The following is a 24,137-nucleotide window of genomic DNA, read 5'->3' as shown; positions in this document are numbered from 1 at the left end:
TTACATCAGAACGCGCTGCTGATTAAATAGCCGGTATAGCCAAAAAATACCGCCAGTAACAGGGCGCCTTCCAGTCGGTTAATCCGGCCTGCTTTTTTAATGCCGATACCCAGCACTAGCAAGGCGACGGTTAAACCAAACATCAAAGTCCAGTCACGACTGAGCACTACTGCATCGACTGCCATCGGCTCAATTAATGCCGCAATACCGACCACGGCCAGGGTGTTAAACAGGTTAGAACCAATAATATTACCCAGAGCAATGTCGTGCTCGCCTTTTTTAATCGCCATCAATGATGAGGCGAGCTCAGGCAACGAGGTACCAACGGCCACCACGGTCAGGCCGATCACCAGATCGCTGACGCCAAGACCCTGAGCAATATACACTGCACCATAGACCAGAAAGCGGGAGGCGATAATTAACAGTACCAAGCCCAACACCAGCCAGAAAAGGGCTTGTTTTAAAGTCATGCTGTTGCCGCTTAGCTCGGTGTCAACATCGGCTGCCAGCGCATCCTGTGGGTTGCGCATACCTTGCCAGACTGACCAGGCCATTACGAGAGCAAATACGCCCAGTAAACACCAGGCATCAAGCCGGCTTAACTGATGATCAAACAGCTGCCAGCCGGCAAACAGGGTGATCGCCAGCAGTAACGGCAATTCTTTTTTAATGACCTGCGAGTGGACATTAATCGGGCTAATAAGGGCAACTAAGCCGATAATCAGCGCAATATTGGTAATGTTAGAGCCATAAGCATTGCCCAGAGCTAAAGCCGGGTTGCCGTCTGCGGTGGCCATGGCTGAAACCACCATCTCCGGCGCCGAGGTACCAAAGCCCACCACCAGCATACCGATTAGCAGCGGTGGCATACCACCAAAACGCGCTGCTGCTGCGGCGCCATCGACGAAACGATCGGCGCTCCAGACCAGTAACGCCAGGCCAGAAAGTAGCGCTAACACTGCCAGTAACATAAAGTTTTCCCGCTTATAAATAATGCTGGTTAGCATATCAGTTGTCACGCCGTTTGCCAGTGGCCAACCCGGCTGGGGAGAACTATTTTTTAAGGGCTATACTAAACCCTTGTTAACTGTTCAGCGTACCGGACTTTGCGTGCGATATTGCTATCGTAAATCAGACAGCTGGAAATCAGGAAGAAAACTATGAATAACAATAAAAACGTAAAACCTGCTGCTATCCCGGATAAAGCTTACGAGTTGTACGACAAATATGCCCATGGTTTATTAAACCGGCGGGATTTTCTGACGGCTATTGGCGGCTTGGCGTTAAGCACCGCAGCAGCTGCGAGTATTCTGGGTGGTTTAATGCCAAATTATGCGCTGGCTGAGCAGGTGTCCTTTAACGATCCGGATATTACTGCCCGTTACCAGACCTTTGCCTCGCCGGATGGCCATGGCGAGGGGCGCGGCTACCTGGTTACGCCTGCTAAAGCTGAAGCAAAGCTGCCAACGGTGCTGGTTATTCATGAAAACAGAGGTTTAAACCCCTATATTAAAGATGTCGCCCGCCGCTTAGCAAAAGCCGGTTTTATCGCTTTTGCTCCGGACGCATTATGGCCGCTTGGCGGCTATCCGGGTAACGATGACGAGGGCCGGCAAATGCAAGGGAGTATGGACAGAGAGAAAATTGTCGCCGATTTAAAAGCGGCTGCCCGCTGGCTGAAACGGCTGGATGCCGGCAATGGCAAGCTGGGTGTTGTGGGCTTCTGTTTTGGCGGTGCCATGACTGGCCTGCTGGCGGCCGAGTTGCCAGAAGTAGTTGATGCCGGTGTACCTTTTTATGGCTCGCCACCTCCGGCTGATAAAATAGCTGATATCAAAGCGCCATTACTGGTGCAGTTAGGGGCGTTGGATAGCCGGGTAAATGAACGATGGCCTGAGGCCGAAGCCTTGATGCAACAGCACAAGGTGGCGTACCAGGTACATCGGTACCCGGACTCGCATCATGGCTTTCATAATGATTCTACTGCCCGCTACAACAAAGAAATGGCCGAGCTGGCGTGGCAGCGCACCCTGGCATTTTTCCACCAGCACCTGGGTTGACACTTACCGCCATGACAAAAAAGCTGACTGGAAGGTTGGGGTTCTGGCCGCTCGAATATCCCTGGCGGTGCCACATGAGTTAAGGTGCAGGATGGCATTAGCGCCGGAGTTGATAGCTGCTGGTAAAGCCGGAAAATTTTCGCTATAACCTGTTTTATCCTTTTTCCTGCAAGGTTAGCCTGATGACAGAACAGCATGTACCCCTGACTGATTTTATTGAGTATCCACCTGAGCAAATGTTGGCGCGGGCAGCGCAGCATCTGGCAGATTTGCGCCGGCGTCACTCTATCCGCAAGTTTTCCAGCCGGCCAGTGGCGCGTGAGCTGATAGAGCAATGCATCCTGGCTGCGGGTTCAGCCCCCAGTGGTGCTAATCATCAACCGTGGCATTTTGTTGCTATTCACAGTCCGGAGGTAAAACAACACATTCGTATTGAAGCGGAAGCGTTAGAGCAAGGCTTTTACGCCGGCCGGGCCCCAGAGGAATGGCTGGATGCGTTAAAACCACTGGGCACTGATGCTAACAAAGCCTATTTAGAAACCGCCCCCTGGTTGATTGCCGTGTTTAGCAAAAAGCGCGGTGGCATAGAAGAACAGGACGACAAAAATAATTACTATGTGCATGAGTCAGTCGGGCTGGCCACCGGTTTTTTGCTGCAGGCGCTGCATCATGCTGGCCTTGGCACCTTAACCCATACGCCCAAGCCTATGAGTTTTCTCAGCAAAATATGCGGCCGTGACAGTGATAACGAGCGGCCTTACATGCTGATTGTGACCGGCTACCCGGCCGAAGATGCCACAGTGCCTCAGCATGCGCTGAAGAAAAAAACACTGCAGCAGATTTGCAGTTTTCTTTAGGGCATGTTGACGTTTGCTGGTTGTTAAACATCCCGTTCAGGCAGTTAGCGCTATACAGGCGTATTGGCACAACTGATACACAAGGTGGTAAACGGCACGGCGTTCAGGCGCTCCACGCCGATGTCCTCACCACACTGGCTGCAGTGCAGGTATTCGCCGTGCTCCATCCGCTGCAGCGCAATATTAATTTGTTTCAGCTCTTCTGCCGCATTGTGTTCCAGCGAGTTCAGTACCTGCTCGTTCTCACGCTCGGCGGCCTGCTCGGCCGAATCAGCGCTACGACCTTGCTGAAAATCATGATGAATGGCGTTTAGCTGGCGCTCTAACTGCACCTTCTGTACTAATAATTTATGTTTTAATTGTTGTAGTGGCATAACGCCCCCCTTTTTTTACCCGATAGTTAAAGCATAGACGGCTTTTGCACGGCAGGGGTTGATCTGGCTCATGTCTGCTGCTGTTGCTGTAACTGCCACATTCTGGCGTATTCGCCCTGGCGGGCAATTAACTGTTGGTGGTTACCTTGTTCTGCCAACATGCCATCTTTTAACACAATAATGTTATCGGCATCAGTAATGGTAGACAGACGGTGGGCAATAACCAGGCTGGTATGGTTGCGGGCAACCTCCCGCATCGCCTGCAAAATAGCTTGCTCAGAGCTGGAGTCGAGTGCCGAGGTTGCTTCATCAAATACCAGAACGGGCGATTTTTTTAAAATGGCCCGGGCAATAGCGATCCGTTGTTTCTCACCACCCGATACTTTCAGACCCCGCTCACCGACAATAGTCGCATCACCTTGTGGCAGGCTATCGATAAAGCTGCGTAAGTGAGCCAGGGCGATGGCCTGGTCAACATCAGCAGCGCTGGCATCCGGGTTACCGTACTGAATATTGTCGCGGATACTGCTGTTAAACAGCACGGTGTCTTGCGGCACTATAGCAATTGCCTGGCGCAGGCTGTCCAGGGTGACGGTGTTGATATCCTGATCATCAATAGTAATCTGGCCGCCTGTCAGCGGGTAAAAGCGGTAAAGTAAACGGGCAAGGGTACTTTTGCCAGCGCCACTTGCGCCGACAATCGCCACTTTGCTGCCGGCAGGCACGCTAAAACTGAGCCCCTTTAAAATAGCGCGGTTGGCCTGATAACCAAACCGGATATTGTGAAACTGCACCGAACCTTGTTGCACCTTAAGCACTGTCGCGTCGGGACGGTCTGTGATAGCAGGTTTACGGCCAAGCAGGCCAAGCATATTTTCTAAATCGGTCAGGGCGCGGCGAATTTCGCGATATACAAAGCCTAAAAAATTAAGCGGTAAAAACAGCTGAATCATATAAGCGTTAACCATGACCAGTTCGCCCAGGCTAATGTTACCCGCGCGCACTTCTGCTGCGGCCAGCCACATCAGGCTGGTGATGGCAGCGGCGATGATTAACGCCTGGCCAGAGTTTAACGCCAGCAGACTTAAACGGTTTTTCAGACGGGCCTGCTCCCAGCTTGCCAGAAAACCATCATAAATTTTTGCCTCATAGGCTTCGTTATTGAAGTATTTAACTGTTTCGTAATTCAGCAGGCTGTCTACCGCCCGGCTGTTAGTGGTGTTGTCAGCCTGGTTCGCTTCGCGGATAAACTTATTGCGCCATTCGGTAACGGATACGGTGAAAAAAATGTATAACCCGACCGCAATAACGGTAATAACCGCATAAAGGGGTGAAAACAGCAGGCTGAAAATAACCGCCACTGCCAGAATTTCAAACAGGGTCGGCACGATATTAAACATTAGAAAGCGCATCAGGAAGCTCAGGCCATTGCTGCCGCGCTCAATATCCCGGCTAATGCCACCGGTTTGCCGGTCGAGGTGAAAAGCCAGCTCCAGGCTATGTAAATGTTTAAACACTTTTAAGCCAATCTGTCGCATGGCATGCTCGGTAACCCGGCCAAACAATGCATCCCGCAGCTCACCAAAAAACACCGACGCAAACCGCAAGCCGCCATATAGCAACAGTAACGCGGCGGGCAATACCACCAAAGCACTGACGTTGGCATCGAGCGCATCAATAATTTCTTTTAATGCCCACGGCATAATTAACGTCGCCGCTTTAGCGGCGATAAGCGCCAGCACCGCCAGCACAACCCGGCCTTTAAACGCCATTAAATAAGGCCAGAGCGTTGCAACGGTCTGGCCTAGTTTAAGTGCCTCGGGGCGCTTTTGCGGTTCGGGTTGTTTTGCTGTACTTCGCATACCGCGCATAGTCTGCTCTTATTCGGGGTTATTCATCGCTATTATGCATAAGTACACAGGTAAGCGGTATCCTGGTTTACCTTTACCTGAAATTTTACATTAGCTGCGACTTCAAAAAACTGACCGCTATTAAAGGTTAGCCAGGTTGTCGCGCCGGGTAATAACACTGTAAGCGCACCGCTGATCACGGTCATTACTTCATGCTGACTGGTAGCAAATTCATATTCGCCGGGGGCCATTACTCCCACTGTGGCAGGTAATTTTTCGCCAGCGAAAGCGATAGAGGCAACTTTGCCATCAAAATACTGATTAACGTTAAACATGACATCTCCTTAAATTGAGGTTTGCTAGTAAACCTGAAAACCCTGCGGTTTCATAGTAAAAAAAACTGACAATCAAATGTAAAATATTAAGTTAATTGTTTTTTTAAAAGGTTAATGAAAGTGACATAAATTAGCGCTATGGTGAGTTGCTTTTTTTTATTTTAAATAACAATAATCTCAGGGATCCGCGATGAAAAAAACTATTTTAGCTGCCAGTATAGCGCTGCTATTGGCACCCACAGCACATGCTGAGCTCTTTATCTCCGAATATGTTGAAGGTTCTGGTAACAATAAAGCGTTGGAGTTTTATAACCCTACCGATGCCACATTAAACCTGGCAGATTACCGGCTCAACGTATTTTTTAACGGTAATACCAATGCTGGCTTCAGCACCGCTTTAGAAGGTGAGCTACCAGCCGGCGCAACCTATGTCTTTGCATCTGCCAATGCAACTGCTGAGTTGGTGGCACTGGCTGATCAGACAACCGGCGCCGGACTATGGAACGGCGATGATACGATTACCCTGACCAAAAGTGGCGTTGTTATTGACAGTATCGGCCAGTTGGGTGTTGATCCGGGTTCAGCCTGGGGTTCAGGTAGCATAACGACCGCCAACGATACATTGCGCCGTGCCGCAGTCAGCTACGACGCGGATCCGTCTGATACTTTTGAGCCGGCTGAGCAATGGCTGGGATTTGCGCAAAACGATTTTAGTGATATTGGTTTATTTAATGGTGAAGGCGGTGGACCAGTTGACCCGGGTCCGGATCCAGAGCCGGATCCAGAGTTTGATTTAAGCTGTGGCGCGCCATTTACGCCAATCCATCAAATTCAGGGAAGTGGTGATGCCAGTCCGCTAGTGGGCCAGACGCTGGTTGTAGAGGCCGTGGTTACTCAAACTCTGCCGGGTCTGCAGGGCTTTAATATTCAGTCTGTACCGGGTGCCGAAGACAACGACCCAATGACCTCGGAAGGGGTGTTTGTATACACTGGCAGTGCAAACCTGGCAGTCGCTAGTGGTCAGCGGGTAAGGTTACAGGCCAATGTCGCTGAATTCTTTAGCATGACTCAGCTAACCGGTATTGCCGCCACTGTTGATTGCGGTACTGCGCCAATTCCGGTTGCAACTGAGTTACAGTTACCGGTACCCGATATGGCATACTGGGAAGCGCATGAAGGTATGCTGGTCAGCTTTTCCCAGCCATTAACGGTAAATGAAACCTTTACCCTGGGTCGTTTTGGCGAGCTTACCCTGGCTGATGGCCGTCGTTATACGCCTACTCAGGTTGTCGCACCAGGTGCAGAGGCTATTGCTCTGGCTGCTGCCCATCAACTTAACCGGATTATTCTGGATGACAACAGCACGGTGCAAAACCCGGCGCTGGTGCCTTATCCTGCGCCAGCACTGAGTGCAGCAAACCCGGTACGCGGGGGCGATACTGTTGTTGGTTTAACCGGCACGTTGTATTACTCGTTTAATGAATACCGGATTATGCCAAGTGCACCGGTAACTATCGTTGCGGCTAATCCAAGAAGCGCTGAACCGACGTTACTGGCTGACGGTAATGTAAAAGTAGCCAGCTTTAATGTGCTGAATTACTTTAATGGTGACGGTGCAGGTGGCGGTTTCCCAACGCCGCGCGGTGCTGACTCTGCTGCTGAGTTTGAACGGCAGAGAGATAAAATTCTGGCGGCGATGGCAGGTTTGGATGCCAGCGTAATCGGCCTGATGGAGCTGGAAAATGATGGTTTTGCCAGCACCTCGGCAATCGCTGATTTAGTGAGCGGCTTGCGCCAGGTCACCGGGCAGGCAGACTGGCAGTTTGTGCAACCTGCGGTAAGTGCCATTGGTACTGATGCAATTACCGTCGGACTGCTTTACCGCGCAGATTTACTGGCGCCGGTTGAGGCGGCCCGGCTACTTAACTCGGACAATTCGGCACTAGACATTAGTGGTCAGCCACTGTTTGATGACAACCGTAACCGGCCAATGCTAGCCCAGCGCTTCCGCCTGCTGGAAAATAACGCTGAATTTGCGGTAATGGTTAATCACCTGAAATCTAAAGGCTCTGGTTGTGGTGCTGCAGATGGTGATACAGGCGATGGTCAGGGTAACTGTAACCTGAGCCGGACCCGTGCGGCTGAAGCAATTGGGATTTTTGCTGATCAGCACTTTGCTGATATTCCGGCGCTGGTTATCGGCGATTTGAATGCATACGCGAAAGAAGACCCCATTACTACTCTGGCGACAGCCGGTTATTTCAATGTGTTTGAAGTGCTTGGTAAGACCGGTAGCTACGGCTATGTGTTCCAGGGACTGGCCGGTTCGTTAGATCATGCATTACTAAATCAGTATGCACTGGACGTGGTGGCTGATGCTGCGAAATGGAACATCAATGCTGATGAGCCTATCGCGCTGGACTACAACACTGAGTTTAAAACCGAGCAGCAAATTTTTGATTATTATGCTCCGGATGCGTATCGCTCGTCAGATCATGATCCGGTAATAGTAACGCTGCAACTTGAGGAGAGTTTCCGGGCTGCCGATCTTGACCAGAACGGTGTGATTGACCGCAACGATATCAGTCTGTTTCAGCAGTTACTCAGACAAGGCGGCGGGTTGTCGTTAACTTTCGATTTTAATAATGATGGCCGTGTCGATCAGCGTGACATCAGAGCAATGACTGCACTGTGTGACATGCCACGTTGTGTAACCCCTCAATAATATAATGGAGAATAACAAAATGAAATCAATTGTACTTGCGCTATGTTTACTGTTTAGTGGTTTAAGCCACGCCACGCTAATTCAGCTTGCTACCGAAAGAAGTGATTATCAAATCGGTGAAACCATTGTCGTTAGCTTGTCCGTCAGTGACGTTACCGAGACGCTGGGCGGCTTCTGGGCCGAAATTTTATACCCAACTTCTGCTTTATCGCTGCTTGACTGGCAATTTGGCGAGGGTTTTGATGATGGCTTCGGTAGCAGCCCGTTTGCTGATCATGATGCCAGCAGCGGTACTCTGTATCTTGAGGAGTACGCTGATTTATGGGCTGACGAGTCGATTCTGGAAGGCTTACAAGGCAGTAGCTTTGTGTTAGCGACATTCAGTTTTCTGGCAACAGAGGCCGGAAACATCCTGTTAAGCTTTAACCCTGCAGAGTTTGGCGCTATAAATTTCGATAACGACTTTATTGATGTCAGTACTGCAGATTTAAACTTTACGGTAAATGCAGTGCAGGTGCCAGTACCGACTACAGCAATCCTGATGATTGCTGGCATGGCGCTGTTACTGCGTCGTAAACAGCTTAATAATTAAAGTATGTAGTGTTTCTTAACAAGCTTTAAAATAAAAGGGCCAGTCTGCAGACTGGCCCTTTTTACTTAACTAATACCTAATACCTAATAACTTTAAACTTAAGCCGCTTTGGTCTTTTTGCTTTGCTCTGCATTCAGCGCATCAGCACCATTGGGTTGCTGGGTCAGGCTGTTATCGGCGGCCAGATACTCCGGTTCGAAGTCATCAACATTAATCACAAATAAGCGGCCTTCTTCAGCTAAGCGCAGTTTGGCGGCTTCTTCCTGGCTGATTATGCCAAGTTCCAGGCCTAAATCCGCAACTTCGTGCAACCGGTAGAACGGCAGACGCTTATTTGCTGCTTTACTGACTTTATCAAATAACGGTTCAGCAGCCAGAATATCCAGCAGAACCTGTTCAACCCGGCCTAACTGATTGCCTGGCTCGTTGGTCAGATACAAATGCAGGCCTAAACGTGAGCGGGCTTCACATGGGGTTTGCATAATACGGGCAACCTGATGCTCCACTTTATCTGACGCTTTACGTAAGGTACGGCCCCATGGGAACACTACCCGTTTCAGCACTACACCGACTAAGCGATTAGGGAAGTTATCAAATAACTCGTCCAGCGCCAGTTGGGCTTTGGCCAGGTTGTCTTCACAAGCCCACTGTACCAGAGGTAAGTCCTGGACCTGGCGGCCTTCATCGTTGAAGCGCTTTAACACTGCAGAGGTTAAGTACAACATGCTTAAGATATCACCGAGGCGGGCTGAAATCCGCTCGCGGCGTTTTAAGTCACCACCCAGGGTAGCCATAGCCACATCTGACATCAGGGCCATAGCGGCACTGAACCGGTTCATTTGCTTATAGTATTTCGCGGTAGCATCGTTATATGGCGCATGGCTGAACATGCCACCGGTTAACGACAACCAGAACGTACGGAAGAAGTTACTGATGGCAAAACCGATATGACCAAATACCGCTTTATCAAAGGCAGTAATTGCTGCACCTTCATCGTCCAGCTGCGCGGCTTGCAATTCAGCCAGTACATAAGGATGGCAACGGATTGCGCCCTGACCGTAGATAATCATATTACGGGTTAAGATATTGGCGCCTTCAACGGTAATTGCAACCGGCGCACCCTGATAACCGCGGGCCAGGTAGTTATTCGGCCCCATACAAATACCTTTACCACCGTGTACATCCATTGCATCGTTGATGGCAATCCGCATCCGTTCAGTCATATGGTATTTGGTAATTGCGGAGATAACTGACGGCTTCTCGCCTAAATCGATAGCGCCAACTGACATGGTGGTGGAGGCATCTGCCATATAGGCATAACCGCCAATCCGGGCCATGGCTTCTTCTACGCCTTCCATCTTACCGATAGGCAGTTTGAACTGACGGCGAATTCGGGCATAGGCACCGGTTGCCATTGCCGCAGCTTTGATGCCACCCGTGCTGTTAGAGGGCAGGGTAATGGCCCGGCCTACTGACAAACATTCAACCAGCATCTTCCAGCCCTGGCCAACCATCGGCGCACCACCGATGATATAGTCCAGCGGCACAAAAATATCGTCACCCTGAGTCGGACCATTCTGGAACGGCACGTTCAACGGGAAATGACGACGGCCAATTTTAACACCCGGGGTATTGGCTGGAATTAACGCACAGGTAATACCCAGTTCTTCTTTATCACCCAGCAATTTTTCAGGGTCGTACAGTTTGAAGGCTAAGCCTAAAACAGTCGCAATAGGCGCCAGAGTAATATAACGCTTGTTCCAGGTCAGGCGCATTCCCAACACTTCTTTACCGTGCCACTCGCCTTTGCAAACAATACCAAAGTCGGGAATGGCACCGGCGTCAGAGCCTGCTTCCGGGCTGGTCAGTGCAAAGCATGGTACGTCCACGCCTTTGGCCAGCCGCGGTAAATAATGGTTTTTCTGCTCGTCAGTACCATAATGCTGCAGCAATTCGCCCGGGCCTAACGAGTTAGGCACGCCAACAATGCTCGACAGCATCATGCTCTTACTGGTCAGTTTTTGCAGTACACAAGATTGGGCATACGCTGAGAATTCCAGACCACCATATTTTTTGGCGATGATCATGGCAAAAAAGCCTTTGCTCTTCAGATAGTCGTACACTTCAGGCGATAAATCAGCACGTTCGTGAGTGCTGTGCCAGTCATCGACCATGGCCAGCAGTTCTTCCACCGGACCATCGAGGAAAGCCTGCTCTTCTGCACTTAGCCGTGGCTTGGGAAAATTATGCATTTTGTGCCAGTCAGGGTTGCCACGGAAGAGGTCCGCTTCCCACCAGGTAGTGCCGGCATCAATGGCTTCTTTTTCAGTGGTCGACATTTCCGGCATAATTTTGCGATAAATCGCCAATACCGGTTTGGTAATGTATTGCTGACGAACACTGGCAATATTTAACGGCAATGCAATAGCTAAAAATACCAGCCAGCTAAAAAAGCCTGCGGTATCGGCAATGCTGCCAACCACTAATAACCCGGCAATTGCCGCGGTAAACATGGTTAAGCTGGCGCGATAGTACGCTAAAACACCGATTGCCACGACGATGGCAAGCACTAAAAAGAACACATTCATTGTTAACTCCCAAAAAAGAGGTCAGACCACTAGTGGTTAAGCTTAGATTGCTTTGGAAAAAGTTGCAAGTGATATCCGGCTTTTCTCTGTGCAATTTACTGCAAACGAAACATAACAATTATTTGTACGCAGCCGGACAGCAAGCTGGCTCAGTCTGGCGTAATAACCGGTGGTTAATTGGGGGACTGCTCAACAGAAGACGAACAGCGCCCGGCATTGATGTTTACCATAAATGCCGGCGCTAGCTGATGTATAAAGGATGATTATTCGGGAGTAGTGAACTCAAGTTTATGTAATTGCACATCAAATTGTTCGACGTTGTCTTCGCCACGCCATAAGCGTACCAGCATATAGTCGAGCTCTGGCGCAACCCAGGCGTAAACTTGTTTTTCCGGATCGTCCATTCTGGCGATGCGTAAAGTTCGCACTGTGCCATAGGGCAGGGCCAGTGGTTCTTCCATGACCACTTTATAATGATAGGTCTTGCTGTTGCCGTTACGGTTTAATACTTCGTAAAAAAATTCTGTTTTACCAGCACGTAAATCCAACACTAATTGCTGGTGATAACTAAGCGGATCCAGCCAGTCATCCTGCCAGCTGTCAGCTTTAAGTTCTCTTTCTTTGCCAACTGTCAGTTGCTTTTTGACCGGATCTAAATGTAATTCATAGTGGCGACTGGGGCCGGTACCCCGACGCTTCATGACGTAGTCAAGTGGCTGGACCTGGTTATTGTTAATCTCAAAATTACTGGTTTCCTGCCGTTTATCACTGAAAATAAGCCAGCTGATATCACTGCTGTAACCCATTTGATAACGGCCATCACTGAATTTAAGGTAACGATTGGCTTCACCGTGGTTTTTGCCGGCACGGTATACCAGGTAATCGGCAGTAAATTGACGAAACTGGCTTGCTGAGTCAGCTGTTATAGCATCAGCGGTGGTTTGAGCGTGAGTTAATCCGGAATGAGTAAGCAGGCTGGTCAAAAACAATGACGCCATCAGGCGCCATTTAAGATTCGTCCTCATCGTTCGCATATCCTTGTTCCGACAATAAATTATTATCTAACCATGCCTTATCGCCGCGTTGTTGTAAACGGTTTTGACAGAACCAGCGAATAACCAGTGGATATAGCTGATGTTCCTGCTCGTGTACTCTGGCCGCGACCGTCTTGACATCGTCTCCGGGGAATACCGGCACTTTAGCTTGTAAAATTACCGGCCCACCATCAAGTTGCTCTGTGACAAAATGCACACTACAGCCATGTTCGCTGTCGCCCGCATCAATTGCTCTCTGGTGAGTGTTTAATCCCTGATACTTCGGCAGCAAAGAAGGATGAATGTTCAATAATTTTCCGCTGTAATGGCTGACAAAACCGGCGGTAAGGATGCGCATAAAGCCGGCAAGTACCACCAGGTCTGGTTGGTAGCTATCGATAAGCTGCATTAATTCTTTGTCATAGGCATCGCGGCTGGCAAAGTTTTTATGGCTAAGGGCATGATTAGCAATGCCAGCATCAGCGGCGCGTTGCAAGCCGAACACTGCGGTTTTGTTGGAGATAACCGCAGTAACCCGGCCAGCGATGAAACCACTGGCGCAGGCATCAATGACTGCTTGCAGGTTAGAACCGTTTCCTGAAATCAGTACTACTATAGATTTCATCGACAGCCCTATTCGTTAATAATTACGAGGTCTTCGTCGGCACCCGCGCTCTGGATTTCGCCCAGATGCCAGGCTGTTTCCCCTGCTGCCTGCAAGCTGGCTAATGCCGGCTCTAACTGCGCTGCAGGAACAACTAATAGCATGCCAACACCGCAGTTAAAGGTGCGGTACATTTCGTGCCGGCTGATATTACCTTGTTGCTGCAACCAGTTAAAAATGGCAGGCCACTGCCAGCTTTTACCGTTGATCACTGCTTTGGTATCAGCAGGCAACACCCGCGGGATATTTTCCCAGAAGCCACCGCCGGTAATATGGCAAAGGGCATGCACCGGCATTTGTTTAATTAAGGCCAACAGGTTTTTAACGTAAATTCGGGTCGGCTCCAGTAAATGGTCTGCCAGGCTTTTGCCTTCCAGCAGGGTATCTGCTGACTGGCCACTGACTTCCAGCACCTTACGAATAAGTGAAAAGCCATTCGAGTGCGGCCCTGATGATGCCAGAGCAATTAACTGATCGCCGGCTTTTACCTTGCTGCCATCAATAATGTCGGCTTTCTCAACCACGCCGACGCAAAAGCCGGCGATATCGTAGTCATCACCATGGTACATGCCTGGCATCTCAGCGGTTTCACCGCCAACCAAAGCACAACCTGACTGGACACAACCTTCAGCGATGCCGGCAACCACAGCTGACGCAGTATTAACGTCAAGTTTGCCAGTGGCATAGTAATCAAGGAAAAACAGCGGTTCTGCGCCTTGTACGACTAAATCATTAACACACATAGCCACTAAATCGATACCTACGCCGTCATGACGTTTTAAATCCATTGCCAGCCGTAACTTGGTGCCCACGCCGTCAGTACCGGACACCAGTACCGGTTCTTTATAACCTGCCGGAATTTGACATAAGGCGCCAAAACCCCCTAAGCCTCCCATGACTTCCGGACGGGTGGTGCGTTTAACCGCGCCTTTAATCCGTTCTACCAGGGCATTGCCGGCATCTATATCAACTCCGGCGTCTTTGTAGCTTAAAGATGTGTTGTGCTCGCTCACGGCTTTCCTCAATTGGCTTAGTTGGTTGGCAGAATCGGCGCGTATTTTACCTGTATAATGGCGCCGACAAAAGCATTACTGCATGACATTTGCAGCAGCCTGTTTTACATAGTCGACAACACTAATGGTATCGTCCTGAATAATCTTATGGTAACACACTGACGCGAATGGAAATTCTTTGTCAGATAGTTGCACTGCTATATAGGGTGCTGCGCTATCTGCGGTATTACTATGCCAGTTGCCACCGTAGTTTTTGATAAAAATCTCACCAATGTAAGCGCCAATAATATTGCTTAAGGTAAAAATCAGCTCCGGCGAATGGCTTTGTTGTTGTTGATGCTGATGTAAAGTAGCCAGTACGGTATCAACGTCTTGAAGACTTGCCATACTGAAATCGAGTTCAAACTGGTGCTGCTCGGCAACATAACCGACAGCATCCCGGGCGGCATCCTGCATCAGTTTGCTTATTTCATTAGTTTGCATAGAAATCCCTATTTAAGGTGTTCGGCCAGAATTAACTGGCGTAATTGTTTACTGCCTGGCCCCAGAGTTTCTTCCTGTGGGGTTAACAGCGACATCGGTACCAGTCGTTCCGAACTATTGTTTAGTTGGATCTGAACCAGGTTACCGCTTGCCAGTGCCTCGGCTGCCACGAAATCCGGTAGCCAGCAAAACCCCAGGCCCAGCTGCAGAATCTCGATGGCTTCATTAAAGTTATCTACCGTCCAGCGTTGTTCGGCTTTTAACCAGCCGATATTTTCCATCGGTTTTTGCGCAGTATCGCGGATGACAATTTGTAAATACTGGCTAAGCTGGTTCTGCTCAAGTGTTGGCAGGCTTGCCAGTTCATGGGTCGCGCCGACAACCGGGATAAAACGGCTGACGTACAGGGGTTCACCCAGATAACCTTTCGGCATGACACCAGCAATAACCAGATCGGCTTTTTTCTGGACAATCACTTCACTGGTACCGGTTAATACCGTATCAATAATCTGCACCCGGCTACCACGGCTTAGCGGATAAAACTTTTGCAACGCCCGGTATAAATACTGCTTGGGGTAGGCGAGCTCTACCGCAACCCGTATTTCCGGCTCCCAACCCTGTTCAATGTTGTCGGCTAACAGCTCAAGATCTTCAATTTGCTGGGTCAACACCCGTGAACGTCGCAGCATTACCTCGCCCGCATCGGTAAGCTGGGCTTTGCGGCCAATCACTTCCAGCAGTTCTACCCCGAGCTGCGATTGCAATTTTGCTACCGCATGATTAAGTGATGACTGACTTTTATTCAGTAAATCGGCGGCCTGAGCATAGCCACCGGCATCGACCACAGCCTGCAAAATACGCCATTGTTCCAGGGTTGAGCGGGGGCGATAGGGCATAGCGGGCAGGATCCTGTATCAATTTAAACCGTGGCAGTGATTACCGCGCGAAGTGGCGCCGGATAACCTTCAATGGTTTTACTATGGTCAGTCGGGTCAAGAAAATCAATTAAACTTTCATTTTCCATCCACGACGTTGCCCGTTGCTCTGCCAGACTAGTCATAGTTAAATCAACTACTTTCGGGTTTTTAAATCCCAGCCTGCTTAACCAGTGACACAATGCCAGGGTGCTTGGAATAAACCAGACATTCCGCATTTTGGCATAGCGCTCACCCGGCACTAAAACGTGGTGTTCGTCTCCTTCCACCACCAGGGTTTCCAGAATGAGTTCACCACCCGGACGCAGTTGTTGCTTTAACTGCTGCAGAAAATCAATTGGCGAGCGTCGGTGGTACAGCACCCCCATCGAGAACACGGTATCAAACTGGGCGATAGCAGGCATATCGTCGATACCAACTGGTATAAGATGAACATCCGGGTCCGGGTTAAAATGCTTAATCGCCTGAAACTGGCTGTAGAACAGCTGAGAAGGGTCGATGCCTACCACAAATTGGGCACCGGCACCGCGCATTCGCCATAAATGGTAGCCACTGCCGCAGCCGACATCCAGCACAGTGCGGCCAGATAACGGGCTGATATGCGGTAATACCCGGTCCCATTTGAAATCTGACCGCCATTCGGTATCAATCTCGATACCATGAATGTTGAACGGGCCTTTGCGCCAGGGTTTTAGTTGCTGCAACAAATAGCGGATCCGCTCTGTTTCCCCGCTGCTGATATCTGCAGCCGCACCAAACTGCACAGCATTGCTCAGTTCAATAGTGCTGACGTCGGTAGCGGGCAGATTGCTAATGACTTTTTGCCACTGTTTAAAGTCACCATGTAAGGCATGCTTTTGCCAGTCAGCTAACTGCGCCGGTAGCGTTTGCAACCAGCTATGCAGCTTATTTGTTGCTAACTTAGCGTAAAATGGGGTGAAATCGAGCATGGGTTATCCCTGTATTAATCAGCAGGCTTACTTGATTGCGAGCATTGAGCAAAAGTTAAAACACTGAAACCATAAGCTTTGCTCAACAAAACCGGCCTGCTGCAGCCGCTGCTGATGCTGTGCCAGGGTATCGGGTTTCATCACGTTTTCCAGTGCCGAGCGTTTCTGGCTTATTTCCAGTTCGCTGTAGCCGTTAGCCCGTTTAAAATCGAGGTGTAAATCAACCAGCAAATCATTAGTGGCAGTGCTGTGAGCAACAAACTTTTCAGACAGGATCAATACGCCGCCTGGTTTTAAGCCCCGGTAAATAGTGTTGATCAGGGTATCCCGATGTTCAGGCGCCAGAAATTGCAAGGTGAAGTTGATCACCACCACTGCTGCGTTCTCAATAGCAATATAACGGATGTCTGCCAGTTCCAGACTAACCGGCACTTCAGAACGAAAGGCCAGCAGGTGGCGCTCACAGCGTTCCAGCATGGCTTTACTGTTGTCCACCGCAATCAGCCGCGCCCCGGCAGCACTGATATTACGGCGCATTGCTAAACTGGCAGTGCCAAGCGAGCAACCTAAGTCATAAAAATTACTATCTGCTTGCTGATAACGTGCGGTTAACTTGCCAATAGTCTGAATAATGGTCTGGTAGCCCGGGATAGAGCGCTGAATCATGTCAGGAAAAACTTCGGCTACCTGATCGTCAAACCGAAAATCCTGGATCTGAGCTAAAGGCTCGGCATAAATATGATCTTTTTGCATAAATTGAAGCACCGGTGTTGCGCGGCAACAGGTCAAGCGCGCGGTATAAATTAAGCCACTAGTTTACCTGATTTGTTGCAGGCAGCCAAAAGCTAACGATACCGTCGGATAAAACAAAGTTGTTATGACTGAACCCGGCTTAACTTGACCAATGCTAAGAGTCAGGGTACAACCATATGACAATAACTATCAGTATAAACACATGATCAGACGTTTATTATTTAATGCTGCATTGCTGTTGTGTTTTGTCTTTTATGCCCCGGCGAATGCCGGAGCAGAGACATTGAGAGTTGCTCTGAGTAATGACACCTATCCCTATATGTTTGTTGATGAGCAGGGCCAGCCAAAGGGCCTGATTGTTGACTACTGGCGTGAAATTGCCCGGCAGCAGCAGTTTAATATTGAATTTGTCATGGCAGCCTGGCCAGAGACGGTGGCCTTATTAAATGCAGGTGAAGTAGACCTGCATGGCGGTATGGCCTACACCGAACAGCGGGCAAAAGATTACAACCTGCACAGCATTAATATAACAATCTACAGTAATGTTTTTGTGCACCGTGATTTGTTGCGGGTGCAAACCCTGAAAGATTTAACGGCTTACGCGATTGGTGTGGTAGAAAAATCCAGCCATGAGTCCACGCTTGCCCGGCAGTTACCCAAGGCGCTGTTGCGAAAATACCCTAATGTGACGCAGATGTATGACGCGGCTCTGGCTGGCGAACTGAAAGCCTTTGCTGCGCTGGACCGTTTACCACCGCGTTATCATGCTTTTCAGAATTTAAACAATCAGTTTCCGTTATATAAAAAGCTACCATTACAAGCTATTGATCTGGTGTTCGGCGTACCATTAGATTCGCCGCTCAATGCCAGATTAGAGCAATATGCTGCGGCAGTGTCAGCCTCGACATTAAATGCGCTGGAGCGAAAATGGCTGGGCTTCAAAGTAGATAATGAGAATACGTTGCTGCTGGGATTATCGGTGCTGAATCCACCGTTTATGGATGTATCAGCGCAGGGCGAAGCCAGCGGCTTACTGGTTGACTTATGGCGCTTATGGTCAGAGAAGACCGGCACCAGTATTGCCTTTGTGCCCGATAATTCAGATGACAGCCTGAGCAGTCTGGCGAATCAGCGGATTGATGCCCATATTGGGTTTCCTGCCATTGAAAGCCTGAGCCCGCAACTGGCTAAAGCCTATCATTTATATAGCTTTAGTACCGCCTACTACAGGCTGAAAAACAGGGGTTTTCCGCAATTAGACAGCCAATACAATGGCAATATTGGTATTTATAGCAATGCCACCTATCTGGTTGAGTTACAGCAGCAATATCCAGCCGCAGTTTTTAAGCGCTACCCTTCACTTGAGTCATTAACTCAGGCAACGATTGATGGCGATATCGACGGCTTTTTCGGCGCCGAGGTAATAGCGAATGTTCGCCTGAACCAGCTTAATCTGGCAAATGATTTTGTTGTGGCGCCGGCTACCCGTATCTTTGCACCGCTTTATGCATTAACCCACGTTGATAACCCCGAACTGGCAGAACAGATCAGGGAAGGTTTTAACCAGATTTCATTGGCAGAACTAATCGACATTGAAAAAAAATGGGTAAAACTGGCCGAGCAAAGCTACTACGCGGACTTTAGAAACAAAATTCCACTGACGCCTGAAGAGCGAAACTGGTTAGCAGCGCATAAGCCATTACGGGTTGGCATTATCAGTAACTGGCCGCCAATGGAGTTTGTCGATGAAGAGGGCAATGTTGCCGGAGTCAGTCAGGAAATTTTGCAGATTTTAGCCGAGCGGCTGAATATTGAGTTTGAACTCAGACCTTACGATCAATTCGAGGATATTCTTCAAGACATAGAACAGCGTAATTTAGATCTTGTTGCAAATATTTCACCCAAAGCAGAGCGGGAGGTTTTTGCCCGTTTTACTGAACCCTTCTGGTCAGTTAATTGGGCGGTGATAGGCCACATTAACAGCGAAAATATCACCACTGCATCCCAGCTAAGCGGCAAACGGGTTGCCGTTTTTCGTGATTATCAGCTGGCTAAAGATTTAACTGGCATTGTGGCCGGTTCTGAGGTGATTACTATCAGCGATTTAGCTGATGGTATCCGCTTACTCCAGAATAACCGGGTTGACTTTGTGCTGGATTCAGTTGAAGCGGGTAGCCGGGCGCTGAAACAATCTAATGCTATCAATTTAAGGATGCAACTGATTGATGATTTACCTGATTATCCTTCGCTGGTGGCGGTGCGTAGTGACTATCAGCCACTGGTAGCCATTTTAAATAAGGGGCTGCGCAGCATAGGCGAGACGGAGCGGGCACAGATTTATCAGCACTGGTTCGATTTTGAGATAACCCAGGGTATCGACCGCAAACGGCTGCATCAGATTATCTGGCAAGTGGTAGCAATAGCATTAGTATTTTTAACCGTGTTCATCAGCTGGAACTTGTTTTTACGGCGGGAAGTTAATCTGCGCCGGGATGCTGAACATAAGATGCGCTATATGGCTACCCATGATGACCTCACAGGGTTACCAAACCGCAGCTTGCTCAGAGAGCGGATTGACCTGGCAGTAGAGCAACATAGCCGTGACAATGAAATATTAGCGGTACTTTTTCTCGATCTTGATGGCTTTAAAGCGGTAAATGACCGGCATGGCCATGACGCTGGTGATGAGTTGTTACTGAAACTGGCCGGGGTGCTGGAGGGCTGTGTCCGCAAAAGCGATATGGTAGCCCGGCTGGGGGGCGATGAGTTTGTGGTGCTGCTGACTGCGCTGCTGCATAGCGATGATGCGGCCATCGTTGCTGAGAAAATTCTTTATCAGCTAAATAAGCCGCTGCAGTTATCATTTGGCCAGGTAACAGTAGGCGTCAGTATTGGCATAGCGATATATCCACACGACGCCACGAACAGTGTTGCCTTATTAAAACAAGCCGACAAGCAAATGTACCTGGCTAAGCAGCAGGGTAAGAATGGTTACAGTTTTACCGAACGAGAGTTTTCGTGAACGGGCAGTGACATTAAGCGCTATTTCTATATAATTGGCGGTCATTTTACAGCGGCTGACCAAAGAGATAGAAGGAAGGGTTAATGCGTAGCCAATACTGTGGTTTTTTAAATGCCCAACATGCCGGGCAACAAGTTTCATTATGTGGCTGGGTTAACCGGCGCCGGGATCTCGGTGGCGTTATTTTTATCGATTTGCGTGACCGTGAAGGCATGGTTCAGGTGATTTGCGATCCGGATCTGCCAGAATTATTTGAGCTGGCCTATACCCTGCGGAACGAATTCTGTATTCAGATAACAGGTGAAGTACGGTTGCGGCCGGCATCGCAAATTAATGCAGATATGGCCACCGGTGAAGTAGAAGTATATGCCAGTGGTTTAACCATTTTAAATAAAGCGGCGCCGTTACCACTGGATTTTAATCACGATAACAGCGAAGAACAGCGGCTTAAGTACCGTTATCTGGATCTGCGCCGTCCAGTTATGAGCGAGCGCCTGAAGTTCCGCGCCCGGGTAACCAGCTTTGTCCGTAATTTTATGGACAGCAACGGCTTTTTAGATGTCGAAACCCCTATTTTAACCAAAGCAACGCCGGAAGGCGCCCGCGATTATCTGGTACCAAGCCGCACCCATAAAGGCCAGTTTTTTGCGTTGCCGCAATCGCCACAGCTGTTTAAACAATTGCTGATGATGTCTGGTCTGGATCGCTACTATCAAATTGTAAAATGTTTCCGGGATGAAGATTTGCGGGCCGACCGTCAGCCTGAATTTACCCAGATTGATATTGAAACCTCCTTTATGAGTGCTGAGCAGGTCATGGCTGTGACCGAGCAGATGGTTCAGCAGTTGTTCCTGCAGCAACTTGAGGTTGACCTGGGCACATTTCCACAGATGACATTCCATGAAGCGATGCGTTTATATGGCTCTGACAAGCCGGATTTACGTAACCCGATGCAGTTTGTTGATATTGCTGACCTGGTAAAAGACGTTGAGTTTAAAGTGTTTTCCGGCCCGGCAAATGATCCGAAAGGCCGGGTTGTGGCACTGAAAGTGCCGGCAGCTGCCGATAAAGTATCGCGCAAGGACATTGATAACTACACCAGTTTTGTTGGTATTTATGGTGCTAAAGGCCTGGCCTGGATGAAGGTCAATGATATCAGTGCCGGTAGCGACGGTGTGCAATCGCCGGTGGCCAAGTTTTTAACGGCCGATATTATCAACAGCATGCTTGAGCGCACGGCAGCAGAGAACGGCGATATGATTTTCTTTGGTGCCGACAGCTATAAAGTGGTGTGTGAGGCAATGGGCGCATTGCGCCTGAAACTGGGTGAAGACCTGGGCTTAACTGTTCCGGGCTGGAAGCCACTGTGGGTTGTTGATTTCCCGATGTTTGAAGAGAACGATGATGGCAGTCACACCGCCGTGCATCATCCGTTTACTTCGCCTTTAGATACCGCGGCGTTTATGGCGACACCGGTTGCCGAGCTTGACCACACTAATTTATTATCCAATGCCTATGATATGGTGCTGAATGGTACAGAATTAGGTGGTGGCTCAGTCCGTATTCACAGTGCAGATGTGCAGGCAAAAGTCTTTAAATTACTGGGCATCAGTGATGAAGAAGCGGCAGAGAAGTTTGGTTTCTTACTGGAAGCGTTAAAATTTGGTGCGCCACCGCATGCGGGGCTGGCATTTGGTCTGGATCGGCTGGTCATGCTGATGACCGGTGCAACGTCTATCCGGGATGTGATGGCTTTCCCTAAAACAGCAACCGCTGCTTGTCCATTAACTGATGCACCAGGCGAAGCGAATCCTGCGCAGCTGGCAGAGCTCAGTATTCAGGTTATTAAAAAACCGTAATTCGCAGATCGTTGTGAAGCTGCGGCAACGCTCGTTACCATAATGAGTTGCCGCAGCATTTTGCCCCTAAGCGAGGAGTTAAATATGGCCGGCCATAGTAAATGGGCGAACATGAAGCATCGTAAAGCCCGCCAGGATGCCAAAAAAAGTAAAATTTTTACCAAAATTATTCGTGAACTAACCGTTTCAGCCCGCAGCAATCCTGATATCAGTGCCAACCCGCGGTTACGGCTGGCGGTAGATAAAGCGCTGTCGGAAAATATGACCCGTGACACCATTGACCGCGCAATTAAACGCGGTGCCGGGGCGACGGAAGGCGAAAACTACGAAGAACTGGTATATGAAGGCTACGGCCCGAATGGGGTCGCTATTATTGTTGAAACCATGACTGACAATAATAAAAGAACGGTTGCAGATGTGCGCAACGCCTTTACTAAGAATAATGGAAATTTAGGTACGTCCGGCTCTGTCGCCTATTTATTTGCCCGGCGTGGCGTGTTGCTGTTTGCGCCGGGGGTGGATGAAGATGCCTTGCTTGATGCGGCGCTGGAAGCGGGAGCCGACGATGTGCAAAATCATGAAGACGGCAGTATTGAGGTGTTTACCAGTCCGGAGCAATACAACGATATCAAAGACAGTTTAACGGCCGCCGGTTTTACCGCCGACAATGCTGAGATAGATATGATCCCATCAATCCGGGCCCAGATAGATGCCGATAACGTCGGTCGTTTTTTTAAGCTAATCGATATGCTGGAAGATTCCGACGATGTACAGAATGTCTACCACAATGCTGAGATAAGTGACGACTTGCTCGGCGAGCACAGCTAACGGTGAATATTATTCTGGGGATTGACCCCGGCAGTCGTCTTACCGGTTACGGTGTGGTGCGCCAGCAAGGCAACAAGTTCGTTTATCTGGCCAGCGGTTGTATCCGGCTGGGCACGGATGAGCTGCCGGAGCGGTTGTTACGAATTTTCAACGGTATTTCAGAAATCATTACCCAAACCCAGCCTACAGTATTTGCTATAGAGCAGGTTTTTATGGCGCGTAACCCTGACTCTGCTTTAAAGCTGGGACAGGCCCGCGGTGCCGCTATTGTTGCTGCAAAACATGCCGGGCTTGAGGTATTTGAATATTCAGCGCGCCAGGTTAAGCAGGCCGTTGTTGGCACCGGCGCGGCTGACAAAGCCCAGGTGCAGCATATGGTGCGCTCATTGTTGCAGCTTAGTGCCAGCCCGCAGGCAGATGCTGCCGATGCGCTTGCAGTGGCCTTATGTCACGGGCATACTCAGCAAAGCTTAGTGGCGTTAGCTGGCCAGGCCAGTAAAACGGTACGCCGCCGCTTGCGCTGAAGCGGCCGTGCCCGCTGTCACTTTACAAGCTAAGTTGACACTTAACATACTAAAAAGAAGAACTGCCTGATGATTGGACGTTTACAAGGTGTTTTACTGGAAAAGCAGGCGCCTGATATTTTGCTTGATGTGGCCGGCGTAGGCTACGAAGTTCAGTTGCCCCTTACCAGCTTTTACCAGTTGCCAGAGCCAGGCAGTCAGACAACTATTTATACTCACTTCGTGGTGCGGGAAGATGCCCAGTTGCTATACGGTTTTATTACCCAGACGGAGCGCAGCTTATTCCGGCAACTGATTAAAGCTAACGGGGTCGGTCCGAAACTGGCATTGACTATTTTGTCCGGGATGACTGCCCAGCAATTTGTCCATTGTGTCCTGCATGACGAAATAACGACTCTGGTAAAGTTACCCGGGGTTGGCAAGAAAACCGCCGAGCGCTTAGTAATTGAAATGCGTGACCGCTTAAAAGACTGGGGTGTTGGCAATACACCGGTAACAGATAAGCTGACATTGGCAGGAGAAGACGCGATATTTGCACCACCTGCCAGTGCAGAACAAGATGCATTAGGTGCCTTGCTGGCGCTGGGTTACAGTCAGGCACAGGCCAGCAAAGCAGTAAAGTTAGTTAAACGCGCCGACATGAGCAGCGAGCAGCTGATCATGGCTGCCCTTAAAAGTATGATATAGCCAA

General features: G+C 49.4%; 21 protein-coding genes. 9 read left to right on the top strand and 12 right to left on the bottom strand.

What is annotated here, in order from left to right; genetic code table 11:
* Positions 1-5: 5 nt before the first annotated feature.
* A complete protein-coding gene (locus CRO03_RS03355; RefSeq protein ID WP_097110402.1) occupies positions 6-971 on the bottom strand; it encodes a calcium/sodium antiporter in 966 nt (321 codons plus the stop codon).
* A 189-nt stretch (positions 972-1,160) separates the two neighbouring features.
* Between CRO03_RS03355 and CRO03_RS03350 the strand changes: the two genes are divergently transcribed.
* Together CRO03_RS03350 and CRO03_RS03345 are read left to right on the top strand one after the other, a co-directional pair.
* Complete coding sequence (locus tag CRO03_RS03350) at positions 1,161-2,060, top strand: dienelactone hydrolase family protein (RefSeq protein ID WP_097110125.1); 900 nt, start codon at positions 1,161-1,163, stop codon at positions 2,058-2,060.
* 182 nt (positions 2,061-2,242) lie between these two features.
* Complete coding sequence (locus CRO03_RS03345; protein WP_097110124.1) at positions 2,243-2,917, top strand: nitroreductase family protein; 675 nt, start codon at positions 2,243-2,245, stop codon at positions 2,915-2,917.
* 50 nt (positions 2,918-2,967) lie between these two features.
* On the opposite strand, the gene CRO03_RS03340 is transcribed toward CRO03_RS03345, so the two are convergent.
* From CRO03_RS03340 to ppnP, 3 genes are all read right to left on the bottom strand, one after another.
* Positions 2,968-3,291, bottom strand: coding sequence for a TraR/DksA family transcriptional regulator (locus CRO03_RS03340; RefSeq protein WP_097110123.1), 324 nt, complete (start codon positions 3,289-3,291; stop codon positions 2,968-2,970).
* A 68-nt stretch (positions 3,292-3,359) separates the two neighbouring features.
* The gene (locus CRO03_RS03335) at positions 3,360-5,162 is read right to left on the bottom strand and encodes an ABCB family ABC transporter ATP-binding protein/permease (protein WP_212682318.1); all 1,803 of its coding nucleotides are present in this window, start codon (positions 5,160-5,162) and stop codon (positions 3,360-3,362) included.
* 32 nt (positions 5,163-5,194) lie between these two features.
* Positions 5,195-5,476 carry a pyrimidine/purine nucleoside phosphorylase gene (gene ppnP, locus CRO03_RS03330; protein ID WP_097110122.1) on the bottom strand — a complete coding sequence of 94 codons (282 nt, stop codon included), beginning with the start codon at positions 5,474-5,476 and terminating at the stop codon, positions 5,195-5,197.
* Between the two features lie 190 nt (positions 5,477-5,666).
* On the opposite strand from ppnP, the gene CRO03_RS03325 reads away from it, so the two are divergent.
* Together CRO03_RS03325 and CRO03_RS03320 are read left to right on the top strand one after the other, a co-directional pair.
* Positions 5,667-8,201, top strand: coding sequence for an ExeM/NucH family extracellular endonuclease (locus tag CRO03_RS03325; protein WP_097110121.1), 2,535 nt, complete (start codon positions 5,667-5,669; stop codon positions 8,199-8,201).
* Positions 8,202-8,220: 19 nt separating this feature from the next.
* A complete protein-coding gene (locus tag CRO03_RS03320; protein ID WP_097110120.1) occupies positions 8,221-8,793 on the top strand; it encodes a PEP-CTERM sorting domain-containing protein in 573 nt (190 codons plus the stop codon).
* A 98-nt stretch (positions 8,794-8,891) separates the two neighbouring features.
* On the opposite strand, the gene fadE is transcribed toward CRO03_RS03320, so the two are convergent.
* The 8 genes from fadE to cmoA all read right to left on the bottom strand — a co-directional run bounded on the left by fadE (position 8,892) and on the right by cmoA (position 17,213).
* Entirely contained in the window at positions 8,892-11,381 is a 2,490-nt protein-coding gene (fadE, locus tag CRO03_RS03315; RefSeq protein ID WP_097110119.1) for an acyl-CoA dehydrogenase FadE, read from the bottom strand.
* 263 nt (positions 11,382-11,644) lie between these two features.
* Positions 11,645-12,406 carry a DUF3108 domain-containing protein gene (locus CRO03_RS03310; protein WP_097110118.1) on the bottom strand — a complete coding sequence of 254 codons (762 nt, stop codon included), beginning with the start codon at positions 12,404-12,406 and terminating at the stop codon, positions 11,645-11,647.
* Positions 12,390-13,040 (bottom strand): phosphoribosylglycinamide formyltransferase, encoded by a 651-nt coding sequence (gene purN / locus CRO03_RS03305; RefSeq protein WP_097110117.1) that lies wholly within the window; start codon positions 13,038-13,040, stop codon positions 12,390-12,392. Before purN ends, CRO03_RS03310 begins: the two co-directional genes overlap by 17 nt.
* A gap of 8 nt (positions 13,041-13,048) precedes the next feature.
* Positions 13,049-14,092 (bottom strand): phosphoribosylformylglycinamidine cyclo-ligase, encoded by a 1,044-nt coding sequence (gene purM, locus CRO03_RS03300; RefSeq protein ID WP_097110116.1) that lies wholly within the window; start codon positions 14,090-14,092, stop codon positions 13,049-13,051.
* A 75-nt stretch (positions 14,093-14,167) separates the two neighbouring features.
* The gene (locus CRO03_RS03295) at positions 14,168-14,575 is read right to left on the bottom strand and encodes a hypothetical protein (RefSeq protein WP_097110115.1); all 408 of its coding nucleotides are present in this window, start codon (positions 14,573-14,575) and stop codon (positions 14,168-14,170) included.
* Positions 14,576-14,583: 8 nt separating this feature from the next.
* Entirely contained in the window at positions 14,584-15,471 is an 888-nt protein-coding gene (locus CRO03_RS03290; protein WP_097110114.1) for a LysR family transcriptional regulator, read from the bottom strand.
* Positions 15,472-15,494: 23 nt separating this feature from the next.
* Positions 15,495-16,460, bottom strand: a complete 966-nt coding sequence (gene cmoB / locus CRO03_RS03285) for a tRNA 5-methoxyuridine(34)/uridine 5-oxyacetic acid(34) synthase CmoB (protein ID WP_097110113.1) — start codon at positions 16,458-16,460, stop codon at positions 15,495-15,497.
* A gap of 27 nt (positions 16,461-16,487) precedes the next feature.
* Complete coding sequence (gene cmoA / locus CRO03_RS03280) at positions 16,488-17,213, bottom strand: carboxy-S-adenosyl-L-methionine synthase CmoA (RefSeq protein WP_097110112.1); 726 nt, start codon at positions 17,211-17,213, stop codon at positions 16,488-16,490.
* A gap of 202 nt (positions 17,214-17,415) precedes the next feature.
* Between cmoA and CRO03_RS03275 the strand changes: the two genes are divergently transcribed.
* The 5 genes from CRO03_RS03275 (at position 17,416) to ruvA (ending at position 24,133) form a co-directional block, all read left to right on the top strand.
* The gene (locus CRO03_RS03275; protein WP_097110111.1) at positions 17,416-20,235 is read left to right on the top strand and encodes a transporter substrate-binding domain-containing protein; all 2,820 of its coding nucleotides are present in this window, start codon (positions 17,416-17,418) and stop codon (positions 20,233-20,235) included.
* Between the two features lie 83 nt (positions 20,236-20,318).
* Complete coding sequence (aspS, locus tag CRO03_RS03270) at positions 20,319-22,094, top strand: aspartate--tRNA ligase (protein ID WP_097110110.1); 1,776 nt, start codon at positions 20,319-20,321, stop codon at positions 22,092-22,094.
* A gap of 84 nt (positions 22,095-22,178) precedes the next feature.
* Positions 22,179-22,922, top strand: a complete 744-nt coding sequence (locus CRO03_RS03265; RefSeq protein ID WP_097110109.1) for a YebC/PmpR family DNA-binding transcriptional regulator — start codon at positions 22,179-22,181, stop codon at positions 22,920-22,922.
* A gap of 2 nt (positions 22,923-22,924) precedes the next feature.
* Entirely contained in the window at positions 22,925-23,446 is a 522-nt protein-coding gene (ruvC, locus tag CRO03_RS03260; protein ID WP_019676075.1) for a crossover junction endodeoxyribonuclease RuvC, read from the top strand.
* Positions 23,447-23,515: 69 nt separating this feature from the next.
* Positions 23,516-24,133, top strand: a complete 618-nt coding sequence (gene ruvA / locus CRO03_RS03255; RefSeq protein ID WP_097110108.1) for a Holliday junction branch migration protein RuvA — start codon at positions 23,516-23,518, stop codon at positions 24,131-24,133.
* Positions 24,134-24,137 lie beyond the last annotated feature (4 nt).

Origin of the sequence: Arsukibacterium tuosuense (assembly GCF_900215315.1) — a bacterium.
Lineage (GTDB): Bacteria > Pseudomonadota > Gammaproteobacteria > Enterobacterales > Alteromonadaceae > Alishewanella > Alishewanella tuosuense.
Note: the sequence above shows the minus strand (reverse complement) of the source record. Positions and strands in the feature narration are given on the sequence as shown.